Origin of the sequence: Sulfurimonas sp. HSL3-1, assembly GCF_039645995.1 — a bacterium.
GTDB classification, from domain to species: Bacteria; Campylobacterota; Campylobacteria; order Campylobacterales; family Sulfurimonadaceae; genus Thiomicrolovo; species Thiomicrolovo diazotrophicus.
Genome location: NZ_CP147920.1, coordinates 148,738 through 165,965 on the forward strand (window position 1 = coordinate 148,738; position 17,228 = coordinate 165,965).

18 protein-coding genes are annotated in these 17,228 nt (G+C 59.4%); 13 read left to right on the forward strand and 5 right to left on the reverse strand.

Annotated features, from left to right (window positions below):
• Positions 1-2: 2 nt before the first annotated feature.
• The 3 genes from WCY31_RS00815 to WCY31_RS00825 are packed head-to-tail and all read right to left on the reverse strand — an operon-like array spanning position 3 to position 3,093.
• On the reverse strand, positions 3-758 hold the full coding sequence (locus tag WCY31_RS00815) for a hypothetical protein (RefSeq protein WP_345972809.1): 756 nt from the start codon (positions 756-758) through the stop codon (positions 3-5).
• 2 nt (positions 759-760) lie between these two features.
• A complete protein-coding gene (locus WCY31_RS00820) occupies positions 761-2,719 on the reverse strand; it encodes a TonB-dependent receptor (protein WP_345972810.1) in 1,959 nt (652 codons plus the stop codon).
• Entirely contained in the window at positions 2,716-3,093 is a 378-nt protein-coding gene (locus tag WCY31_RS00825) for a hypothetical protein (protein ID WP_345972811.1), read from the reverse strand. Before WCY31_RS00825 ends, WCY31_RS00820 begins: the two co-directional genes overlap by 4 nt.
• Positions 3,094-3,210: 117 nt before the next feature.
• Here WCY31_RS00825 and WCY31_RS00830 point away from each other — a divergent pair, with 117 nt between their 5' ends.
• The 11 genes from WCY31_RS00830 to WCY31_RS00880 all read left to right on the forward strand — a co-directional run bounded on the left by WCY31_RS00830 (position 3,211) and on the right by WCY31_RS00880 (position 13,105).
• A complete protein-coding gene (locus tag WCY31_RS00830; protein ID WP_345972812.1) occupies positions 3,211-4,515 on the forward strand; it encodes a MotA/TolQ/ExbB proton channel family protein in 1,305 nt (434 codons plus the stop codon).
• 2 nt (positions 4,516-4,517) lie between these two features.
• Positions 4,518-5,672, forward strand: a complete 1,155-nt coding sequence (locus WCY31_RS00835) for an OmpA family protein (protein ID WP_345972813.1) — start codon at positions 4,518-4,520, stop codon at positions 5,670-5,672.
• Positions 5,665-5,811, forward strand: coding sequence for a hypothetical protein (locus WCY31_RS00840; protein ID WP_345972814.1), 147 nt, complete (start codon positions 5,665-5,667; stop codon positions 5,809-5,811). Before WCY31_RS00835 ends, WCY31_RS00840 begins: the two co-directional genes overlap by 8 nt.
• A 25-nt stretch (positions 5,812-5,836) precedes the next feature.
• Positions 5,837-7,183, forward strand: coding sequence for an NFACT RNA binding domain-containing protein (locus tag WCY31_RS00845; protein WP_345972815.1), 1,347 nt, complete (start codon positions 5,837-5,839; stop codon positions 7,181-7,183).
• A 49-nt stretch (positions 7,184-7,232) separates the two neighbouring features.
• The gene (locus WCY31_RS00850; protein WP_345972816.1) at positions 7,233-7,985 is read left to right on the forward strand and encodes a phosphatidate cytidylyltransferase; all 753 of its coding nucleotides are present in this window, start codon (positions 7,233-7,235) and stop codon (positions 7,983-7,985) included.
• 166 nt (positions 7,986-8,151) lie between these two features.
• Complete coding sequence (dxr, locus tag WCY31_RS00855) at positions 8,152-9,225, forward strand: 1-deoxy-D-xylulose-5-phosphate reductoisomerase (protein ID WP_345970333.1); 1,074 nt, start codon at positions 8,152-8,154, stop codon at positions 9,223-9,225.
• Positions 9,222-9,761: an RBBP9/YdeN family alpha/beta hydrolase gene (locus tag WCY31_RS00860; RefSeq protein WP_345972817.1), complete on the forward strand. Its 540-nt coding sequence runs from the start codon at positions 9,222-9,224 to the stop codon at positions 9,759-9,761. The genes dxr and WCY31_RS00860 overlap by 4 nt, the downstream gene beginning before the upstream one ends.
• Before the next feature lie 130 nt (positions 9,762-9,891).
• A complete protein-coding gene (gene tsaD / locus WCY31_RS00865; protein ID WP_345972818.1) occupies positions 9,892-10,869 on the forward strand; it encodes a tRNA (adenosine(37)-N6)-threonylcarbamoyltransferase complex transferase subunit TsaD in 978 nt (325 codons plus the stop codon).
• A 97-nt stretch (positions 10,870-10,966) separates the two neighbouring features.
• On the forward strand, positions 10,967-11,470 hold the full coding sequence (tpx, locus tag WCY31_RS00870) for a thiol peroxidase (RefSeq protein WP_345972819.1): 504 nt from the start codon (positions 10,967-10,969) through the stop codon (positions 11,468-11,470).
• Between the two features lie 129 nt (positions 11,471-11,599).
• The gene (locus tag WCY31_RS00875; RefSeq protein ID WP_345972820.1) at positions 11,600-12,328 is read left to right on the forward strand and encodes a TIGR04219 family outer membrane beta-barrel protein; all 729 of its coding nucleotides are present in this window, start codon (positions 11,600-11,602) and stop codon (positions 12,326-12,328) included.
• 90 nt (positions 12,329-12,418) lie between these two features.
• Positions 12,419-13,105: a TIGR04219 family outer membrane beta-barrel protein gene (locus tag WCY31_RS00880; RefSeq protein ID WP_345970337.1), complete on the forward strand. Its 687-nt coding sequence runs from the start codon at positions 12,419-12,421 to the stop codon at positions 13,103-13,105.
• Here WCY31_RS00880 and WCY31_RS00885 read toward each other — a convergent pair.
• Both WCY31_RS00885 and WCY31_RS00890 read right to left on the reverse strand, forming a co-directional pair.
• On the reverse strand, positions 13,102-13,890 hold the full coding sequence (locus WCY31_RS00885; protein WP_345970338.1) for a UDP-N-acetylmuramate dehydrogenase: 789 nt from the start codon (positions 13,888-13,890) through the stop codon (positions 13,102-13,104). The two genes, WCY31_RS00880 and WCY31_RS00885, sit on opposite strands and share 4 nt — an antisense overlap.
• A gap of 1 nt (position 13,891) precedes the next feature.
• On the reverse strand, positions 13,892-14,755 hold the full coding sequence (locus tag WCY31_RS00890) for a menaquinone biosynthesis family protein (protein ID WP_345970339.1): 864 nt from the start codon (positions 14,753-14,755) through the stop codon (positions 13,892-13,894).
• Positions 14,756-14,904: 149 nt separating this feature from the next.
• Between WCY31_RS00890 and recA the strand changes: the two genes are divergently transcribed.
• Together recA and eno are read left to right on the forward strand one after the other, a co-directional pair.
• The gene (gene recA / locus WCY31_RS00895; RefSeq protein WP_345970340.1) at positions 14,905-15,948 is read left to right on the forward strand and encodes a recombinase RecA; all 1,044 of its coding nucleotides are present in this window, start codon (positions 14,905-14,907) and stop codon (positions 15,946-15,948) included.
• Positions 15,945-17,213 (forward strand): phosphopyruvate hydratase, encoded by a 1,269-nt coding sequence (eno, locus tag WCY31_RS00900; protein ID WP_345972821.1) that lies wholly within the window; start codon positions 15,945-15,947, stop codon positions 17,211-17,213. Before recA ends, eno begins: the two co-directional genes overlap by 4 nt.
• Positions 17,214-17,228: the final 15 nt, after the last annotated feature.

The following is a 17,228-nucleotide window of genomic DNA, read 5'->3' on the forward strand; positions in this document are numbered from 1 at the left end:
GGTTACGCTCCGCCCTCGGCCTGCCTGGCGATCTGCGCCATGCTCAGCCCCTGCATGGTGCCGTAGGCCATGGCCGCGCCGGCGTAGGACTCCCTTCCGTCAAATGAAGAGAGCTCCGCGTAGAGGGCCCGCGGGCGGAAGTCGAGGCGACCCAGCAGCGACAGCGTAGCGGCACGCTCTGTTTCCGCGATCCCGCCCGCCGTGCAGAGGGTGAGTTTGCGCGGGTCCATCGGCAGGCCGTCGCGGCGTACGATCCGGTTGGCGATCAGCAGCACCGCCGCCATCCTGCTTCCGCCGCCGAGGACGACGGGGAAGCGGCGGCACGCCTCGAGCACGAAGCCCGCGGCGAACATCAAGAAAGCGTCTGCCGTGCGGCCGAGCTGTTCGAAGAGCCCCATCCCGGGGAGCGGTTCGCTCAGGGCCGCGGCATCCGCGGCGTCCGGGGAGATGATTTCGCCGAGGATGACGTAGTCACCCGCAGGTTTGTAGTAGCGCCCGAACTCGCGCCCCTGCTCAAAGAGCGCTCTCGCATCGAAGGCGGCCTCCGGGGCGATGCCGAAGGTCACGGTCTCGTACGCTCCCGGTTCTGACGTGAGGCCCAGGTAGAGGATCTTGAGGGCGGCAAAAGGGGTGAGGGCGTTGACTGATAGGGTCAGCGGGCCGGGTGCGGGGGTCTCCTGAGCCGCCGCGGCCAGCAGGAAGTCGGCACGTCCCGCAGGCAGCGCACTCTTTTCGCGGTCCTGCAGGGTATGGATCATGCCTAGAACTTCAGCGTGGCCCCGGCGAGGGCGGTAGTGGTGAAATTGACGGGGTAGATGGCGTCGTCTGCGACCCAGAGGCCGTTTGCGTTGTCGAACATGTTGTTGATTTTAGCAAAAAGCGCATAAGAGGCCGTCTCATAATTCACGACGACGTCGGTGCTGTTGAAGGCACGCTGCTTCTGCGCGAAGCTGTTGCCGAAGTCGTTCATGGCGTAGGCCTGCGAACGGTAGGTGTGCGAGAGGGTGACGCTCAGCGCGTCCGTCGGCAGGATCGTGAGGGCCGCTTTCACGGTGTGGGGGCTGACGCCCGGCAAGTCGTTGCCGCCGAAATCCTCGCCGTTCTGGACTTCTTTGTCGATGACCGCCTGCACGTAGTTGTAGTTGAACGAGAGGGCGAACCCTTCCGTGACCTTCCACTGTTCGAACAGATCGACGCCGATCTTGTGGGAACGGTCGATATTCGTGTTGACCGAGGCGATATAAGCGGGGTCGCTGTAGTAGTAGATCTCGTTTTCAAGCGCGGCGTAATAGGCGGAGAGCTTGAACTTGTTCGCTGCCGTCACCGCCGTATAGCCCGCCGTGACGGTGTCGGAGGTCATCGGGTCGATAAAACCGTTGAAAGTGACGTTGCCGCTGAAATCCCTGTTGAAGAAACGGTCGACGTCGGGTGCCTGGTAGGCGTGGGCGTAGCTGACAAAGAGGGAACGCTCCGGGCTGAGACGGAAGTTGTAGCCCGCTTCGATGCCGTGAAGGGTTTCGGAGCGCGCCAGGGAGTTGTTCGCGTCGCTGTAGTCGTACTTGACGGTCTCATAGCGGTAGCCCGCCTTGAGGGTATGGGCCCCCGTGCGGTACTGTGCCAGCGCATAGGCCGCCGCATTCTTTTTGGTCGTTTCGTTGGCGATCGCAAAGGCCGTCGCGCCGCCGTTCCGGCTGCCGTCGAAGAGTGTGCCGCCCAGGGAGAGCTGCAGGCCGCCACGCGCGAAGTCGAGGGCCAGCGCCGCCGTGCGGTAGTCGTAGGTGGCCGTGCTGCGGTAGAACCAGGCGGGAAGGTCGTAGACGGATTTTTTCTTCTCCACAGAGGTATCAAGTGAGACGGAGAGGTCGGCCGTCGGGGAGAGGGTCAGGCCGGCAGTGAAGGCATCGACGTCGTACTGCTGGTAGGCCGGGGCCGGGAAGGCGCCCGGTTGGGCGGGGTCGTCGTTGTACTCGCTTTGGGTCAGGGTGCTTCCGTAGGCGGCGTCGATGCGGCTTGATTGCGCACCGAGGCGGAATTCGAAGAGATCGCTTGGCGTCAGCGCAAGGTCGAAGGTGCCGTTTGCCAGCTTTTGTTCGTCTCGTTTCTGCGCGGCATCGATATGGCGCGTGCCGGCGGTGTGGTAGGCTTCGCCGGAGGCGGAAACCGTCAGGAGCTCGTCGCTGTGGCCGACACGGAACGCCGCGTCGTAGGTACCGTAGATGCCGCCGTAGAAACGCACCTCTTTGCTGCTGTCGTTTTTGGTGACGATGTGGATCGCTCCCGCGTTGGCGCCGTCGCCGCCAAGGACGATCCCGCCCCCTTTGACGATCTCGAGGCGTTCGATGTCGGAGGGGGCGATGGAACTGAGCAACTGCGGGACCATGTCGATGTTGTTGAGGCGGCGGCCGTTGAGGGTGACGACGATGTTCTGGTAGCCGTTCTCGATGCCGTAGCCGTGCAGGTCGAGCCGCTGGGCCATCGGGTTGCCGTAGGAGGGCAGCGCAAAGAGGGAGGTCTGCAGGGTGATGAACTCGTAGAGCGACTGGACGTGGGCCTTTTCGATCTCCTCGGCCGTGTAGACCTCGACACTGTCGGCGGCGTTGAGCTCGGTGTTGTGCAGGGGACTGGAAGTGACGGTCAGGGCCTCGAGGGTGATGCCTTCGGCGTAAAGGGCGCTGCTCAGGAGGGCGGACGCGGCGAGGGAGAGTACGATGGGTTTCATTGGGTTCCTTTGGAAATGAATAATGGGGTCAAGTAGCAGGGCGCTGCGGGCGGTGAGAGGGTCGAACGGGTGTGGCGGAAGGGGTTTCGGGTGCGTCGCGGACGGTCATGCGTGCGCAACCGTCTGCAGGCGAGGCGGTGAAAATGGAGGTTACAGTGGCAGGGGCGTCGTCGGCCGCCGGGAAGCTCCGCCGCGGCGGGTTCCAGTGCCATCTCTTCGTCTTCAAGTGCCATTTCGTCGTCGCGTTCATCGCTGACGATCCCGTGATGTGCCAGCGTGCGGTTCTCGCGGCGCTGCAGGGTGGTGACGGCGCTGTAGGCCTGGATGGCGCTGAGCGTAAAATAGCGTTTTCCGAACCCTTTCGGTGCGCGCATCCGGCCTCCTTGAATGAATATCGGAAGTATAGCACAGGGGGCGCTTCGGCATGCCCGATGTACAGGTTTCTTAGATGTTTTAGGATAGTATGACCCAAACGCATCCGGGAGTGGGAAATGGTTATTGAAGAGGATCTCGCGGCGCTGTCCCAGCGCTTTAAACGCCACACGCTCTGCGGCATCCGCCTGTTCTGGCTGATGTCGCTGCCGCTGCTGCTCTGGCTCTTCGCCATGGCGGGGTTCGCGGGGCTTGTGAACTTCAACGTCGAACTGCACAGTGTCATCATGATGGGGGCTATCTTCCTGATCTGGCTCTTTTTCGCTCCGCACAACGCCTACTACGCCTCGTGCAAACTCCGCCGCGGTTTCGGCAACATCCAGCGGGCACTGGCGGCCTTCATCAACAAAAACATCCTCGCCGTCGCCGGGATCGAGAAGGCGAACACGACGCTTGACGATTTCCTCACCGAGTCGGCGGGGACGATACGTAACGAAAATTTCTCCTCCGTGGCCGCCGGGATCTTCCCGACGCTGGGTATCCTGGGGACCTTTATCAGCATCGCCATCTCGATGCCGGATTTTTCCGCCCAGACCTCCGAAGTGCTCGAGCAGGAGATCTCGCGGCTGCTCGGCGGGGTGGGAACGGCCTTTTACGTCTCCATCTACGGTATCTTCCTCTCCATCTGGTGGATTTTCTTTGAAAAGAGCGGCATCAGCCGCTTTGATCGGGACGTGGCGGAGCTTCGCGAGGTGACACGCCCCTTCTTCTGGGAGCAAAAAGAGATCGAGCAGACCTACTACCGCAACAGCCTGGCCCACTTCGAGAAGCTCGACACGCTCTTCGATGCGATGAGCTCGCGCGATTTTGTCACGGAGCTGAACCGTACCCTCGAGCAGCGTCTGCACATCTTCGGCCAGATCATCGACCGGGAGCAGCAGGCGGCGGAAACGTTCGGGCAGCTGATGGCGCAGAGCGGTACACTGTTTGACCGCCTCGCCAAGGAGCAGACCGCTTCGGCGGAAGCGCTGCAGCGTGTCGGCCTGGGCGTGGAGCGTTTCGCGGCGCAGATGCGTGAAGAGCATGAGCGGATGGAGCAGCGCCAGCACACCCTGGCCCGGGAGTACCAGCACGGCGTGACTGTCGCCGAGACCCTGGGCGGAGAGATCGCGCGGCTCAGCGAGGCGCTGGCCAACCTCAATGCCGGCAACGTCCGGGAGCTTTACAGCGGGGTGCTTGCCAACATCGAATCGATGAAACAGGAGATCGACCGGGTCGGCGTGCAGTTTGACGAACATATCCGCGGCTTCGACGCGCAGTTCCTGGAAAAACTGCAGCGTACTTTGAAACTGATCGATTCGGAGACGGCGCAGATCGTCGAGCAGATCGCCCGGCTGAACAAAAGCGACGGGGAGACGCGCTGAGCATGCTGCGGCGACGGGACAACGGGGAGCGGGAACAGAACTTCTGGATCTCCTACGCCGACCTGATGGCGGGGCTGCTCTTTGTCTTTATCCTGCTGGTGGGGGCGATTGTCGTCAAGACGGTATTGATGCGGTCGGATCTTTTTGCGATCCGTGCGGACCTGCAGGCACAGAAAACGGCGCTCGGACTGAGCGAGAAGGCGCTGGCCGAGAAGAAAAAGCGGCTGCGGGAGATCCAGGCGCTGCTGGCGGCCTCCCGGGAGGAGAACGCCCACCTCAGCATGGAACTGGCCCTGCTGCAGAGCGAAGCGGAGGGGCTGCGCATCTCTGTGGACGATATGAATACGACCCTGCATGAGCGGACAACCGCCCTGGCGCTGACCCGCGAGGAGATGGAACAGCTCAAAGCCCTGCTGCTGGAGACGGAGACGCAGCGCGCCACCTTGCAGAGCGAGGCGGAGCGGCTCACGTCGGAACTGGAGACGGCCGAGAAACAGCATGCCGAAGATACGAACCTGATCAAGCTGCGCGACGACGAGATGGCGGAGCTGGAGAAGGCGCTGCTTCTCAAAAGCCGTGCCTACCAGAAGGTGGTGGAGGATCTCAACCTCACCCGCATCAAGATCAAGAACCTCACGGGGATCAAGGTTAAGGTTGTACAGCATCTCAAAGAGGAGCTGGGCGATTCGATCAGCATCGATCCCAAGAGCGGTGCACTGCGCTTTGCGTCGAACGTGCTTTTCAACCAGGGGGAGGCGACGCTCAAACCCGAAGCGAAGCAGGAGCTGAGCCGGGTGCTGGGGCACTACATCGATGCCCTGCTCAGCGACAAGCAGATGCGCCGCTATATCGACCGGATCATCATCGAGGGGCATACGAACTCCGACGGCAGCTACCTTTTCAACCTGGAGCTCTCCCAGCAGCGGGCTTTGGCGGTGATGACTTTCCTCTACACCCAGTACCCGAAGAACCGGAAGCTTTTCCGGCAGTACCTCAGCGCCAGCGGCCGCAGTTTCACCGAGCCGGTGCTGGGCGCGGACGGCAAAGAGGACAAGCAGGCGTCGCGCCGCATCGAGATCAAGTTCCGGATCAAGAACGAAGAGGCGGTAAGGGAGCTGATGAACTATCTCAACGCGAAGGGAGAAGGCGGTGCGTGACGAGGAGCTGCTGGTCCGGCCCGAAAAGCTTGAAGCCCTGCGCAAAGAGCTGACGCTGCAGGTCGAGCGGCGTGACCGGGCACGAAAAATTCTCACACCAAAGCGGAAAAAGCCGTGGTGGCGACGGCTATTCACCTAAACACCCCTGCGCTATAATGCGCCCTATGAAACTCTCCCACCTGCGCCAGATCGCCGAGTACCTTCGGGCCTTCAAACATATCAATGCCATCCACCGTGTGAATGACACGACGATCAAGATCGTCCTGGGGGAGAAGAGCCTCTATGCCAACATGCAGAAGGGGCACAGCTACCTGGCGATGTGTCGCCACGATATCCGGCGGAGCAAGGTCTACCAGGCCCCCTTCGACGTCGTGCTGGCCAAGCGGTTCAACCGCGCTGTCATCACGGATATTTCGCTTTACAACGACGACAAGATCCTCCGCATCGAAGCGGCGCTCAGCGGAGCGTACAAGCACTCTAAAACGATCCTGCAACTCGAATTCACCGGCAAAACGACCAACGCGATCATCCTGGACGAGGATGAGGTCGTCCTCGAGGCGCTGCGCCACATCGACGCGTCCACCTCCTACCGGGTCGTGCGTGTCGGCCAGCCCCTGCTGCCGCCGCCGCCCCTGGCTTTTACGCCCAAAGATTACCCCCTCGATGACGTGGAAACTTATCTCTACGAGGTGTGCGACAAAGAGCAGACGGCGCGGCTGGCGGCGCTGAAGAAACAGAAGGTCGGCTTGCTGCAAAAAAAGCTCAAGCGGCTCGAAAAACATCTGGATGCCCTTGAAGACGAAGCGGCGCTGGAGGCGGAGGCGGCGCGATTGCAGCACCTGGGCAACCTCGCCCTGGCCAACCTCTACAAGATCAAGCCCTACCAGACGCGCCTCACGCTGGACGATTACGACGGCAGCGTCGTTGAAGTCGAGCTCCCGCGCGCATTCGCCTCGGCCCACCAGGTGAGCGACCATTTCTTCAAGCTGGCAAAGAAAACGAAGCAGAAGGCTGCGAACATGCATATCGAGCGCGAGGGGCTCGAGGGGAAGGTGCGCCACTTCGAGCACTTTATCGCGACGGTCGAGGGGGCGACGACGGTCGAAGAGATTGCCCGTCTCTTCCCGCCGAAACAGACGGGGCGGATTAAGGAGAAGAGCGACGATGCCGTCGAGACCTTCTGGATCGAGGGGTACAAGGTGCAGCTGGGCAAGAACGAACGGGGCAATGTCGCGCTGCTGCAGCGCGCCCGTGCCCGGGATATCTGGCTGCACCTACGCGACCGCCCCTCCACCCACGTTATTATCACGACGGATAAGCAGAAAGTGCCCGAAAGCGTCCTGGAGGCGGCGGCAAAGCTCTGCGTCGACTTTTCGGTCATGAGCCCCGGGCTCTTCGAGGTCGATTACACCCCGAGACGCGAGGTGAAGATCCAGGAGGGGGCGAACGTGCTCTACAACAAGTACGAGACGATGACCGTCTCCAAAGAGGCCGCTGTTCCCGGGCCATAGGGGCGTACAGGCTACTTTGTAGTATAATCGCTTTAAAAACGGGACGAAAATGGCAGCAACGGAGACGACAAAAAGGGTAGTAACGGGAGCCGCGCTGATCGGGGCGGTGATCCTGCTGGGGTGGATTGACAACTTCATGCTGATGTGGCTGGTCCTCGGCGGCGTCTACCTGCTCGCCTTCTACGAGGCGGCCAACCTCTACGGCCTGCACCACAACGCCTCTTTCGCTTTTGCGGCAATGCTCTGGCTCCTGGCTGCCGTCTACCCCTATCCGGATGATCTTTTCGTGTTGATGGGCGTCGTCTTCGCCGCCTACGCCGCTTACAAACCCAGTACCGACTGGCGCCTCTTCCTCCCCTTCGCGTACCCGACGGCGGGGATGCTCTTCTTCCTGACCCTCTATCAGGATTACGGTCTCGTGGCGATGGCCTGGCTGATCGTCGTCGTCGCCGCGGCCGATATCGGGGCCTATGTTGTCGGTAAAAGCATCGGGAAGACGAAGTTTTCCGAGACGAGCCCGAACAAGACCCTCGAAGGGGTCGTCGGCGGGATCGTCATCGCCACCGTCGCCGGAGTCTTTGTGGGGCTACGTGTCGTGAATGTTGAAGTGGCGATTACCGTGTCGCTGGCGACGGCGGTCAGTGCCGTGTTCGGCGACCTTTACGAGAGCTACCTCAAGCGTAGAGCCGGCGTCAAAGACAGCGGCCACGTTCTGCCGGGCCACGGCGGGGTGCTCGACCGCATTGACGGCTACCTCTTCGGCGCCGTCGTGATGGTGATTTTGCTGCGCGGTTTGGTGTAATGTATAGAAAAGGTCCGATGGATAGGAATCAAGCACGGTTTATCTGTGCGTGGGCACCCCAAGGGTACTTCCTTCAGGGCGTCCGCTGCCGAGGTGAACTCAGCGTTAGCGTAGGTAAGGGGACTTTGTTCCCTTGCCGTATCCATAGGTCCGTAGGACAATCTAAATGATTATTCTCGGATCGACCGGTTCCATCGGTGTCAACGCCCTCGCGATTGCCGAGCGCTTTTCGCTCAACGTCGAGGCCCTCGTTGCCGGCAACAGTATCGACCGCCTCAACCAGCAGATCGCAAAGCACCGACCCAACTGGGTCGTTATCGCGAACGAAGCGGACATCCCCAGGGTCAACCACCCCAACGTCCTGAGCGGGGAGGAGGCGATTCTGCGGGTGATCGAGGAGGCGGACTCCGAGTTCGTCGTCAACGCCCTGGTGGGCTTCCTGGGGCTTCGCCCGACCCTCAAGGCGCTGGAGCGCGGCAAGAAGGTCGCCCTGGCGAACAAGGAGTCCCTCGTGGCGGCGGGTGCCTTTATCGACACCTCCCGCATCCACCCCATCGACAGCGAGCACTTCGGGCTCTGGTACCTTCTCAATGAGAGCCGCCCGGTCAAGAAAATGACCATCACCGCCAGCGGCGGGGCATTTCGCGACTGGCCGCTGGAGAAACTTGCCGCAGCGACCCTCGAGGACGCCCTGAAGCACCCCAACTGGTCCATGGGGCAGAAGATCACCATCGACAGCGCCTCGATGATGAACAAGCTCTTCGAACTGCTCGAAGCGCGGTGGCTCTTCGGGGAGCTTGACTACGACGCCATCATCGAGACCCGTTCGCTCATTCACGCCTTCGTCGACTTCGCCGACGGTTCGACGACGGCGCACATTGCCGGGGCGAACATGCAGCTGCCGATCGCCTACGCCCTGATGGGCAAGGTCGAAGAGCAGATACTCGAACCCGTGGACCTGCTGAAAGTCGGCGGGCTGGAGTTCCGCGAGATCACGCAGGAGCGTTACCCGGTCTGGCAGATCAAGGAAGCTCTGCTGCGTGAACCGCAGCGCGGGGCCGTCGTCAATGCCGCCAACGAGGCAGCCATCGCGCAGTTTATCGCCGGGAAGATCGGTTTCCTCGACATCTCCCGCCGGGTCGTCGATGCCTTTGAGCATTTTGACCGGGTTCCGGGGAGCGTCGAGGAGGTCTTTGCCATCGACGAAGAGGTGCGTGCTTATGTGGGGGCAATGTCATGAGCAAGAAGGTCCTTCTGCTGCACGGTTGGGGCGGCAGCGATTACCCGCACTGGCAGAGCTGGCTGGCCGGGGAGCTGGCCAGGGATTACGGCACCGTCTGCTTCCCGTTGCTTGACCATCCCCATTTCCCCTCCAAAAACCGCTGGATGCGTCAGGTGAAAGCGATGCTGGAGGCGTTCAGACCCGACGTCGTCATTTGCCACTCCCTGGCAAACACCCTCTGGTTTCATCTTTGCGAGGAGGGAGCGATTGCGCCCGTAGAGCATCTCTTCCTCGTCGCACCGCCGCGGCTTGACTGCGAGATCGAGACGATCAAGAGCTTTTTCCCCGTCACGCCGCCTGCAAACCTTTTTGCCGAAAACGTGCAGCTGGTGACGTCGACAACCGATCCCTATATGACGCCGGAGGAGGCGCGCTCGCTTCGGGCGGCGCTGGACGTGCCGATGATGGTCCTGGAAGATGCCGGGCATATCAACGCCGACAGCGGTTACGGCGAATGGCCTTGGATTTTGGAACAGCTTCAGGAAATAAAGTGATGGGATGCATTGAGAAAACGCGCAGCGTAAAAGCGCAAGGCGCGGGGGCACACTGCCGAAGTGAACTCAGCGTTAGCGTAGCTTGCGGGGCTTTGCTCTGGAAGCGTATTAAGAGCAAAAAGGATACTTTTTGATCCTCTCAATAGAAAGCAGCTGCGACGACAGCTCAATCGCGATCTCCGAGATAGCGACGAAGAAGCTTGTCTACCACAAAAAGATCTCCCAGGAGCTGGAGCACGCCGTTTACGGCGGGGTCGTGCCGGAGCTGGCTTCAAGGCTGCATGCCGAGGCGCTGCCGAAGATCCTGGAGGAGTGCAAAGGGTGGTTCGGGCAGCTCAAGGCCGTTGCCGTCACGAATGCCCCGGGCCTCTCTGTCACCCTGGTAGAAGGGGTGACGATGGCGAAGGCGCTCAGCCTGACGCTGGACATTCCGCTTATCGGCGTCAACCATCTCAAGGGGCATATCTATTCGCTTTTTATCGAGCAGGAGACGCAGTTCCCGCTGACGGTGCTGCTCGTCTCCGGCGGGCATACCCAGGTGATCGAGGTCGAGAGCCTGGATCGGATGGAGACCGTCATGCGGACGATGGACGACAGCTTCGGGGAGAGTTTCGACAAGGTCGCGAAGATGATGGGGCTGGGGTACCCCGGCGGGCCGGTCATCGAGAAACTGGCGCTGGAGGGTGACCGGGAGCGTTACCCCTTTCCCATCCCGTTGCAGAAGCGGGGGGAGATGGCGTTCAGCTACTCGGGGCTCAAGAACGCCGTCCGCCTGGCCATCGAGGAGGGAAGCAGCGAGGACTACCCCGATATCGCCGCCTCCTTTGAGCACATTGCCACGGAGCACCTTTTCCGAAAGTTACGAAAATATTTCAAAACCCGTCCGCCCGAACGTTTCGCCATCGTCGGGGGCGCCAGTGCCAACCGCTACCTGCGCGGGCGTATCGAGGAGCTCCTGGCACCCTACGGCGCGGATCTGCTGCTGGCACAGCTGCAGTTCTGCTCGGACAATGCGGCGATGATCGGGCGGATCGCCGTCGACCTCTACGGGGAAAAATCCTTCACCCCCATCGGCGAACTCCATAGCGCACCCAAATCTGATTTTTAAACTCAACTTAAGAGTTCCCAGGTTGGGGGCTATTAAGACAAAAGTTATCCGAATTATGTAAAACTCCTGCATCTCAAAAAAAAACAGGAGCCTCAATATGGCAACTACAATGCTCAAAGGTAACACAGTTAACCTCGCAGGTAACGAAGTAAACGTTGGTGATAAAGCACCGGAAGTTACAGTCGTAAACTCTAACGGTCTGGCAGACAAGGTTGTCGGCGGCGCGTCCGGCAAAAAACAGCTGATCGTTGTTGTCCCGTCCCTCGACACACCGGTGTGTGCAACGGAAACCCGTAACTTCAACAAGCAGGCAGCAGAGCTCGGTGACATTGATCTCACAATCGTTTCTATGGACCTCCCGTTCGCAGGCGGCCGCTTCTGTTCTACAGAAGGTATCGAAAACCTGACAGTCGCTTCGGATTTCCGTAACAAAGATTTCGCGAACGCTTACGGTGTTCTGATCGCTGACGGCCCGCTGGCTGGCGTTACTTGCCGTGCTATCTTTGCAGTAGATGCTGACGGTACGGTCACTTACAAAGAGATCGTTCCGGAAATCACCGAAGAGCCGAACTACGACGCTGCACTCGCAGCAGTAAAATAAGCCGCACCCTCCTCGCGGAGGGCTTCTCCTTTCCCCCAAATCTCCCCGACATCACCCTTTTGTGTTATAGTATCCCCACCTGATGAAAGGTCGTACCCTATGGATAATCTGCTAAAAATTGCTATTTCATTGTTGCTCTTTTCCCTGCAGGGATTCTCCCAAGCGCTGGAGGTCGGAGCGGGCGGCGGTGCTTGGTTGCAGACGCCGAAGGGGACCGTGGCTTACGCTACGTCAAACGGAACGGGGGATAGCACGTGTCGGGAGACAGAGACAGGGATGGGGTATGCATGGCTCTATATCAGGCATCCGATTCCTGTTTTTCCGAACCTGCGGCTGGAGTACAGCAGCATGAGCAGTGACGGCGATACGACGGTTGACCTTATCCCCCCGCTCGGAGTGATGGCCACCACCACAAGCCGTTTTGAGGTGCAGGCGTATGATACGATCCTCTACTACAGCCTGCTGAACAGTACGTTCTGGGCGACCCTGGATCTGGGGCTGGATGTTAAAGTGGCCGGTTACACATATGACGTAGCTCCGATCGATGGACTTCTTGCCTACGGCGGCTACAGCAGAAGCGGTACCCTTATTGTACCGCTCGTCTATATGCGGGCACGCGTCGACATCCCCGGCACAGGGCTCGGTATTGAAGGATTGGGCAGCTACATCACCTATGAAAAGTCGTATGTATATGACGCCCGTATCAAGGCAGACTTGACCCTAACCTTTGTCCCGGTGGTACAGCCCGGCATCGAGGTCGGCTACCGGATGCAGCAGATCAAGATCGATGACGATAAAGAGCTAAAAGGCGACATCGATTTCAGTGGCCTCTTCTTCGGTGCATTTTTACGTTTCTAGTGCCCTGTAAAGGGGCACCTTTCCCTGGACTCCCGAGCGAAATTTTTTTCTGATATACTCTGTTTTGATAACTTTGTAATAATGGAGTAGATGATGTCTATGAAAATGAAAACGGCAGCGGCACTGGCCGCAGCACTTTTCTCCCTGAACGCGTCAGCGGATTTTTTGCGTGCCGAGGCCGGTATCGGTGCTTTCAACGCTGCACCTAGCGGTACTTTTGAACCGAAAAACGGCAACCCTTCCCTTGATCTGAAAGATGATCTCGGCATTGATACGGAGAACGATCTTTACGTCTGGGCCTATGTCAAGCACCCGGTCCCGGTCATCCCCAACGTCCGCCTGGAGTACCTGAACCTGACCCACAACCCCAACGGGAGCAGTTCGTTCAACGTCAGTGAGCTTGACGGGATCCTCTATTACAACATCCTTGATGACACGTTCTTCGTCACGGTCGATATCGGGCTCGACGTCAAATACGTGACCTCGGGCAGCAAAGGCTTCGATGATTCGGAGACGCTGGCGCTCGCCTACGCCCGCGCGCGGGTGGAGCCGCTCGACGCTCTCGGTCTGGAGACCCTGGTCAAGGTGACGAACTACCAGGATAACAAGGGGTACGATTTCCGTATCAAGGCGGACTACACGCTGACGTCCCTTCCGGTCATCCAGCCGGGCCTGGAGATCGGTTACCGCATCCACAAAGTGCAGTACGCGATCGGCAATTATATCAACAAGGGTGAATACACCGGCGTCTACGGCGGCCTGATGCTGCGCTTCTAAAGCCAGCGGCGGTCGATAATAATCACTTCCCGCTTCAGCAGGATGCCTGTGGCATCCTGCACGCGATGCTGCGCGAGTTCCAGCAGCGCCGCGGCTTCCTCAAACGTTCCTTTCCCCAGATTGACCAGAAAATTCGCATGCATCGTGCTGAAAGCCATGTCCCCGATGCGATACCCTTTGAGACCGACGGATTCGATCAGCCGACCGGCGTAGTCACCCGGAGGGTTTTTAAAGGCGCTGCCGGCGCTGGGGTCGGAGGGCTGGTTGGCCCGCATCTGCTTGAACAGCTCGATTTTGGACGGGTCGAACCCCGCTGCGATCTCGAAAGTCGCTTCGAAAACGACTTCGTCAATTCCGGTCGTGCGGTAGCCGTGGGGAATCTCCGCTTTTGCATGCCAACCGCTTTTCGTACGCAGGGTAATGAGACGGTTGAAGATCTCGTACTCCTTCAGCCCCGCGTTCATCTTCAGCATCCCGCCGAGGGTACCCGGAAGGTGCGCGAGGAACTCGAAGCCCCCGATATCGTGTTTTTTGCAAAACGAGACGACTCTGCCGCCGGGGGTCGCCGCCCCGATGTGCAAAACACCCGCTTCGATGCGGATAAAATCGTAGGTTTTGGAGAGTTTCATCAACGGGGGGAGGTCGCTGCCGAAAATGACGTTGTTCGCGGCGCCGATGAGGTAGGCGCCCTCCGGGTAGTCGTCGCCGTCAATCATGTAGACCTCGGCGACGGGTCCGATACCGATGGAGCTGAGGCGGGCCAGGTCGATCGTTTTGTAGGGCATATCAGCTGTGGCGGTAGCCCTGGTACTCGCGGGGGATCGTATACTCCTCGGCGCGGATGGGTGCGTCGTAAAAGCCGTGCTCGAAACCGAGTGCGTAGAGCTTGTCGATTGCTTCGTACTGCAAGGGGCTCAACTCGACGGAGTCGTCGTTGGCATAGAGCTCCAGGTAGCGGTCCAGGGTCGGGCCATCGATGCGTACAAGGTTGTTTTCCAGCAGCAGTTCGCACAGCTCCGCCTTGCGTTCGCGGGCGACGCGGACGGCGTCGGTGAGCGTTTGTTCATAGGCGATGGCCGCGGTCAGCGGCAGGGAGCGCCTGATCGCCATGCCTCCCAGCGGCAGGGGAAGATCGGGACCGGCCAGTGCCTGCCAGACGTCCCACAGTTCGCGTTCGACCTCGAGCGTGTCGTCGAAGGTGAGGATGCTTTCGTGGATCAGCACGCCGGCGTCGACGGTGCCGTTCTTGACGGCATCCTCGATCTCGAGGAAGTTCATGTAGACGATGCGTGCGTCGGGGTAGGCGATGCGGAAGAGCATCGCGTTGGTCGTATAGCGGCCGCTGAGCGCGACCTTGAAGCGGCGCTTGAGTTTCTCGCCCTTGCGCTTGATCAGTTTGGGACCGTATCCCTCGCCGAAGCTGACGGCGGTGCGCAGCAGGGCGTATTCGTCGCGGATATGCGGGTAGAGGGCGAAGCTGATGGCGGTGATATCGTAGGTCCCGGCCAGCGCTTCGACATTGAGGGTTTCGATATCGAGAGGGATATTGTCAAAGGCAACGTCGGGCTGGGTGACCCATCCGAATTTGACGGCATAGTACATAAAGATGTCGTCGGCATCGGGAGAGTGGGCAATCAGCATTTTTTTCATCAAAGACCCTCGTGTTTTATTACGCCCATTTTAGCCAATGCGCGCTAAAATGCCGGAACGAATCGGTCATGAAAATATGACTCTATGACATATTATTTTTGACAAATTTCATTTTGCAATAAAATGTTCCAAAACCACCAAAAGGCTCTATGCACATGGACGCAAACAAGCAAAAATCACTCGAACTGGCGCTGAAGCAGATTGACAAGGCATTCGGCAAGGGGACGCTGATGCGTCTGGGAGACAAGGAGATCGAGCCGATCAGTTCCATCAGCACCGGTTCCATCGGTCTGGACCTGGCTCTCGGGATCAACGGGGTGCCGGAAGGGCGCGTCATCGAGATCTACGGACCGGAGAGTTCGGGGAAAACGACCCTGGCGCTGCAGATCACGTCAGAGGCCCAGAAAAAAGGGGGTGTGTGCGCCTTCATCGATGCCGAACACGCCCTGGATATCGGGTATGCCAAAAACCTCGGCGTCGACGTGGAGAACCTGCTTGTTTCCCAGCCCGACTATGGTGAGCAGGCCCTCGACATCGTCGAGACGCTGGCCCGCTCGGGAGCGGTTGATCTGATCGTCGTCGACTCTGTCGCCGCACTCACGCCGAAGGTGGAAATCGAAGGGGAGATGAACGACCAGCAGGTCGGCGTCCAGGCGCGCCTGATGTCCAAGGCCCTGCGGAAGATCACCGGGGTACTGCACAAGATGAACACGACGATCATCTTCATCAACCAGATCCGGATGAAGATCGGAACGATGGGGTACGGTTCGCCGGAAACGACGACCGGTGGGAACGCCTTGAAATTCTATGCCTCCGTGCGGATCGACGTGCGGAAAATCGCGACCCTGAAGCAGGGCGAAAGCCAGATCGGGAACCGGGTCAAGGCAAAGGTCATCAAGAACAAAGTGGCCCCGCCGTTCCGCCAGGCGGAGTTCGACATCATGTTCGGAGAGGGGATCTCCAAAGAGGGGGAATTGGTGGATTATGGGGTAAAACTTGATATAATTGATAAGAGCGGAGCGTGGTTCAGCTACGAAGATGTCAAACTGGGTCAGGGGCGTGAAAACGTCAAGCAAAAGTTTAAAGATGAACCGGCGCTCGCTGTTGAAATCGAGAACAAGATACGTAATGCCATGGGCATGAGCAATATCATGCAGATGGATGAAACAGAAATGAATGAGGTTGATGAATGATTTATATCGATAATGTGACGGCAATGGAGGTGATGGATTCACGCGGGAATCCGACAGTCAAAGCAACAGTAGAGCTGAGCGACGGCACGGTAGCAAGCGCGATCGTCCCCAGCGGTGCCAGTACGGGGAAACGCGAAGCGCTGGAACTGCGCGACGGCGGCGACCGCTACATGGGCAAAGGGGTACTGACTGCGGTTGAGAACGTCAACACCCAGATTGCCGATGCCATTATCGGACTGAGCCCTTTCAACCAGGCGATGATCGATGCCGAAATGAAAGCGCTTGACGGGACAGAGAACTACTCCAATCTCGGTGCGAACGCGGTTCTGGGCGTCTCCATGGCGATTGCACGCGCCGCGGCGGACAGCCTCGGCATGCCGCTGTACCGCTACCTCGGCGGTGCCAACGCGATGGTGATGCCGGTCCCGATGCTCAACATCATCAACGGCGGTTCCCACGCCGACAACTCCGTGGACTTCCAGGAGTATATGATCATGCCGGTCGGTTTCGAAGATTTTGCCGAGGCGCTGCGCGCGTCGGCCGAGGTGTATCACAACCTCAAAAAGATCCTCAAAGACGCCAACCACAATACGGCGCTCGGCGACGAGGGCGGGTTCGCTCCTGACCTCTCTTCGAACGAGGAACCGATCCAGGTGATTATGCAGGCGATCGAGAAAGCGGGCTACAAAGCGGGCGAAGAGATCGCGATTGCCCTGGACGTTGCAAGCTCCGAGCTGGTTGTCGAAGGCGGTTACCGTCTCGAATCCGAGAACCGCACCGTCACCTCCGAAGAGCTGGTCGCCTACTACGAGGACCTCTGCAGCAAATACCCGATCGTCTCCATCGAGGACGGCCTGAGCGAAGATGACTGGGAGGGCTGGAAAGTCCTGACAGAAAAACTCGGCGACAAGGTCCAGCTCGTCGGTGACGACCTCTTCGTCACCAATGCGAACATCCTCGCCCAGGGGATCGAGAAGGACGTCGGTAACGCGATCCTGATCAAGCCGAACCAGATCGGTTCCGTCTCCGAGACGATGCTGACCGTAAGACTGGCACAGCGCAACGGCTACAAATGCGTTATGAGCCACCGTTCCGGCGAGAGCGAAGACGCTTTCATCGCCGATTTCGCGGTCGCGCTCAACTGCGGCGAGATCAAAACCGGTTCCACGGCCCGCGGCGAGCGTACGGCCAAGTACAACCGCCTGCTTGAGATCGAGAACGAGATCGTCTACGGCGAATATCTCGGCGCCGTACTCTTCAGCTAATCCTGCGCCGCGCTC

Excerpts from the sequence above, each read along its gene's own strand:
- WCY31_RS00830 (WP_345972812.1), top strand. The coding sequence starts at position 3,211 with ATGGTTATTGAAGAGGATCTCGCGGCGCTGTCCCAGCGCTTTAAACGC.
- WCY31_RS00815 (WP_345972809.1), bottom strand. The coding sequence starts at position 758 with ATGATCCATACCCTGCAGGACCGCGAAAAGAGTGCGCTGCCTGCGGGA.
- WCY31_RS00820 (WP_345972810.1), bottom strand. The coding sequence starts at position 2,719 with ATGAAACCCATCGTACTCTCCCTCGCCGCGTCCGCCCTCCTGAGCAGC.
- WCY31_RS00825 (WP_345972811.1), bottom strand. The coding sequence starts at position 3,093 with ATGCGCGCACCGAAAGGGTTCGGAAAACGCTATTTTACGCTCAGCGCC.
- WCY31_RS00885 (WP_345970338.1), bottom strand. The coding sequence starts at position 13,890 with ATGCCCTACAAAACGATCGACCTGGCCCGCCTCAGCTCCATCGGTATC.
- recA (WP_345970340.1), top strand. The coding sequence starts at position 14,905 with ATGCACATGGACGCAAACAAGCAAAAATCACTCGAACTGGCGCTGAAG.
- WCY31_RS00850 (WP_345972816.1), top strand. The coding sequence starts at position 7,233 with ATGGCAGCAACGGAGACGACAAAAAGGGTAGTAACGGGAGCCGCGCTG.
- eno (WP_345972821.1), top strand. The coding sequence starts at position 15,945 with ATGATTTATATCGATAATGTGACGGCAATGGAGGTGATGGATTCACGC.
- WCY31_RS00845 (WP_345972815.1), top strand. The coding sequence starts at position 5,837 with ATGAAACTCTCCCACCTGCGCCAGATCGCCGAGTACCTTCGGGCCTTC.
- dxr (WP_345970333.1), top strand. The coding sequence starts at position 8,152 with ATGATTATTCTCGGATCGACCGGTTCCATCGGTGTCAACGCCCTCGCG.
- tpx (WP_345972819.1), top strand. The coding sequence starts at position 10,967 with ATGGCAACTACAATGCTCAAAGGTAACACAGTTAACCTCGCAGGTAAC.
- WCY31_RS00890 (WP_345970339.1), bottom strand. The coding sequence starts at position 14,755 with ATGAAAAAAATGCTGATTGCCCACTCTCCCGATGCCGACGACATCTTT.
- WCY31_RS00860 (WP_345972817.1), top strand. The coding sequence starts at position 9,222 with ATGAGCAAGAAGGTCCTTCTGCTGCACGGTTGGGGCGGCAGCGATTAC.
- WCY31_RS00880 (WP_345970337.1), top strand. The coding sequence starts at position 12,419 with ATGATGTCTATGAAAATGAAAACGGCAGCGGCACTGGCCGCAGCACTT.
- WCY31_RS00835 (WP_345972813.1), top strand. The coding sequence starts at position 4,518 with ATGCTGCGGCGACGGGACAACGGGGAGCGGGAACAGAACTTCTGGATC.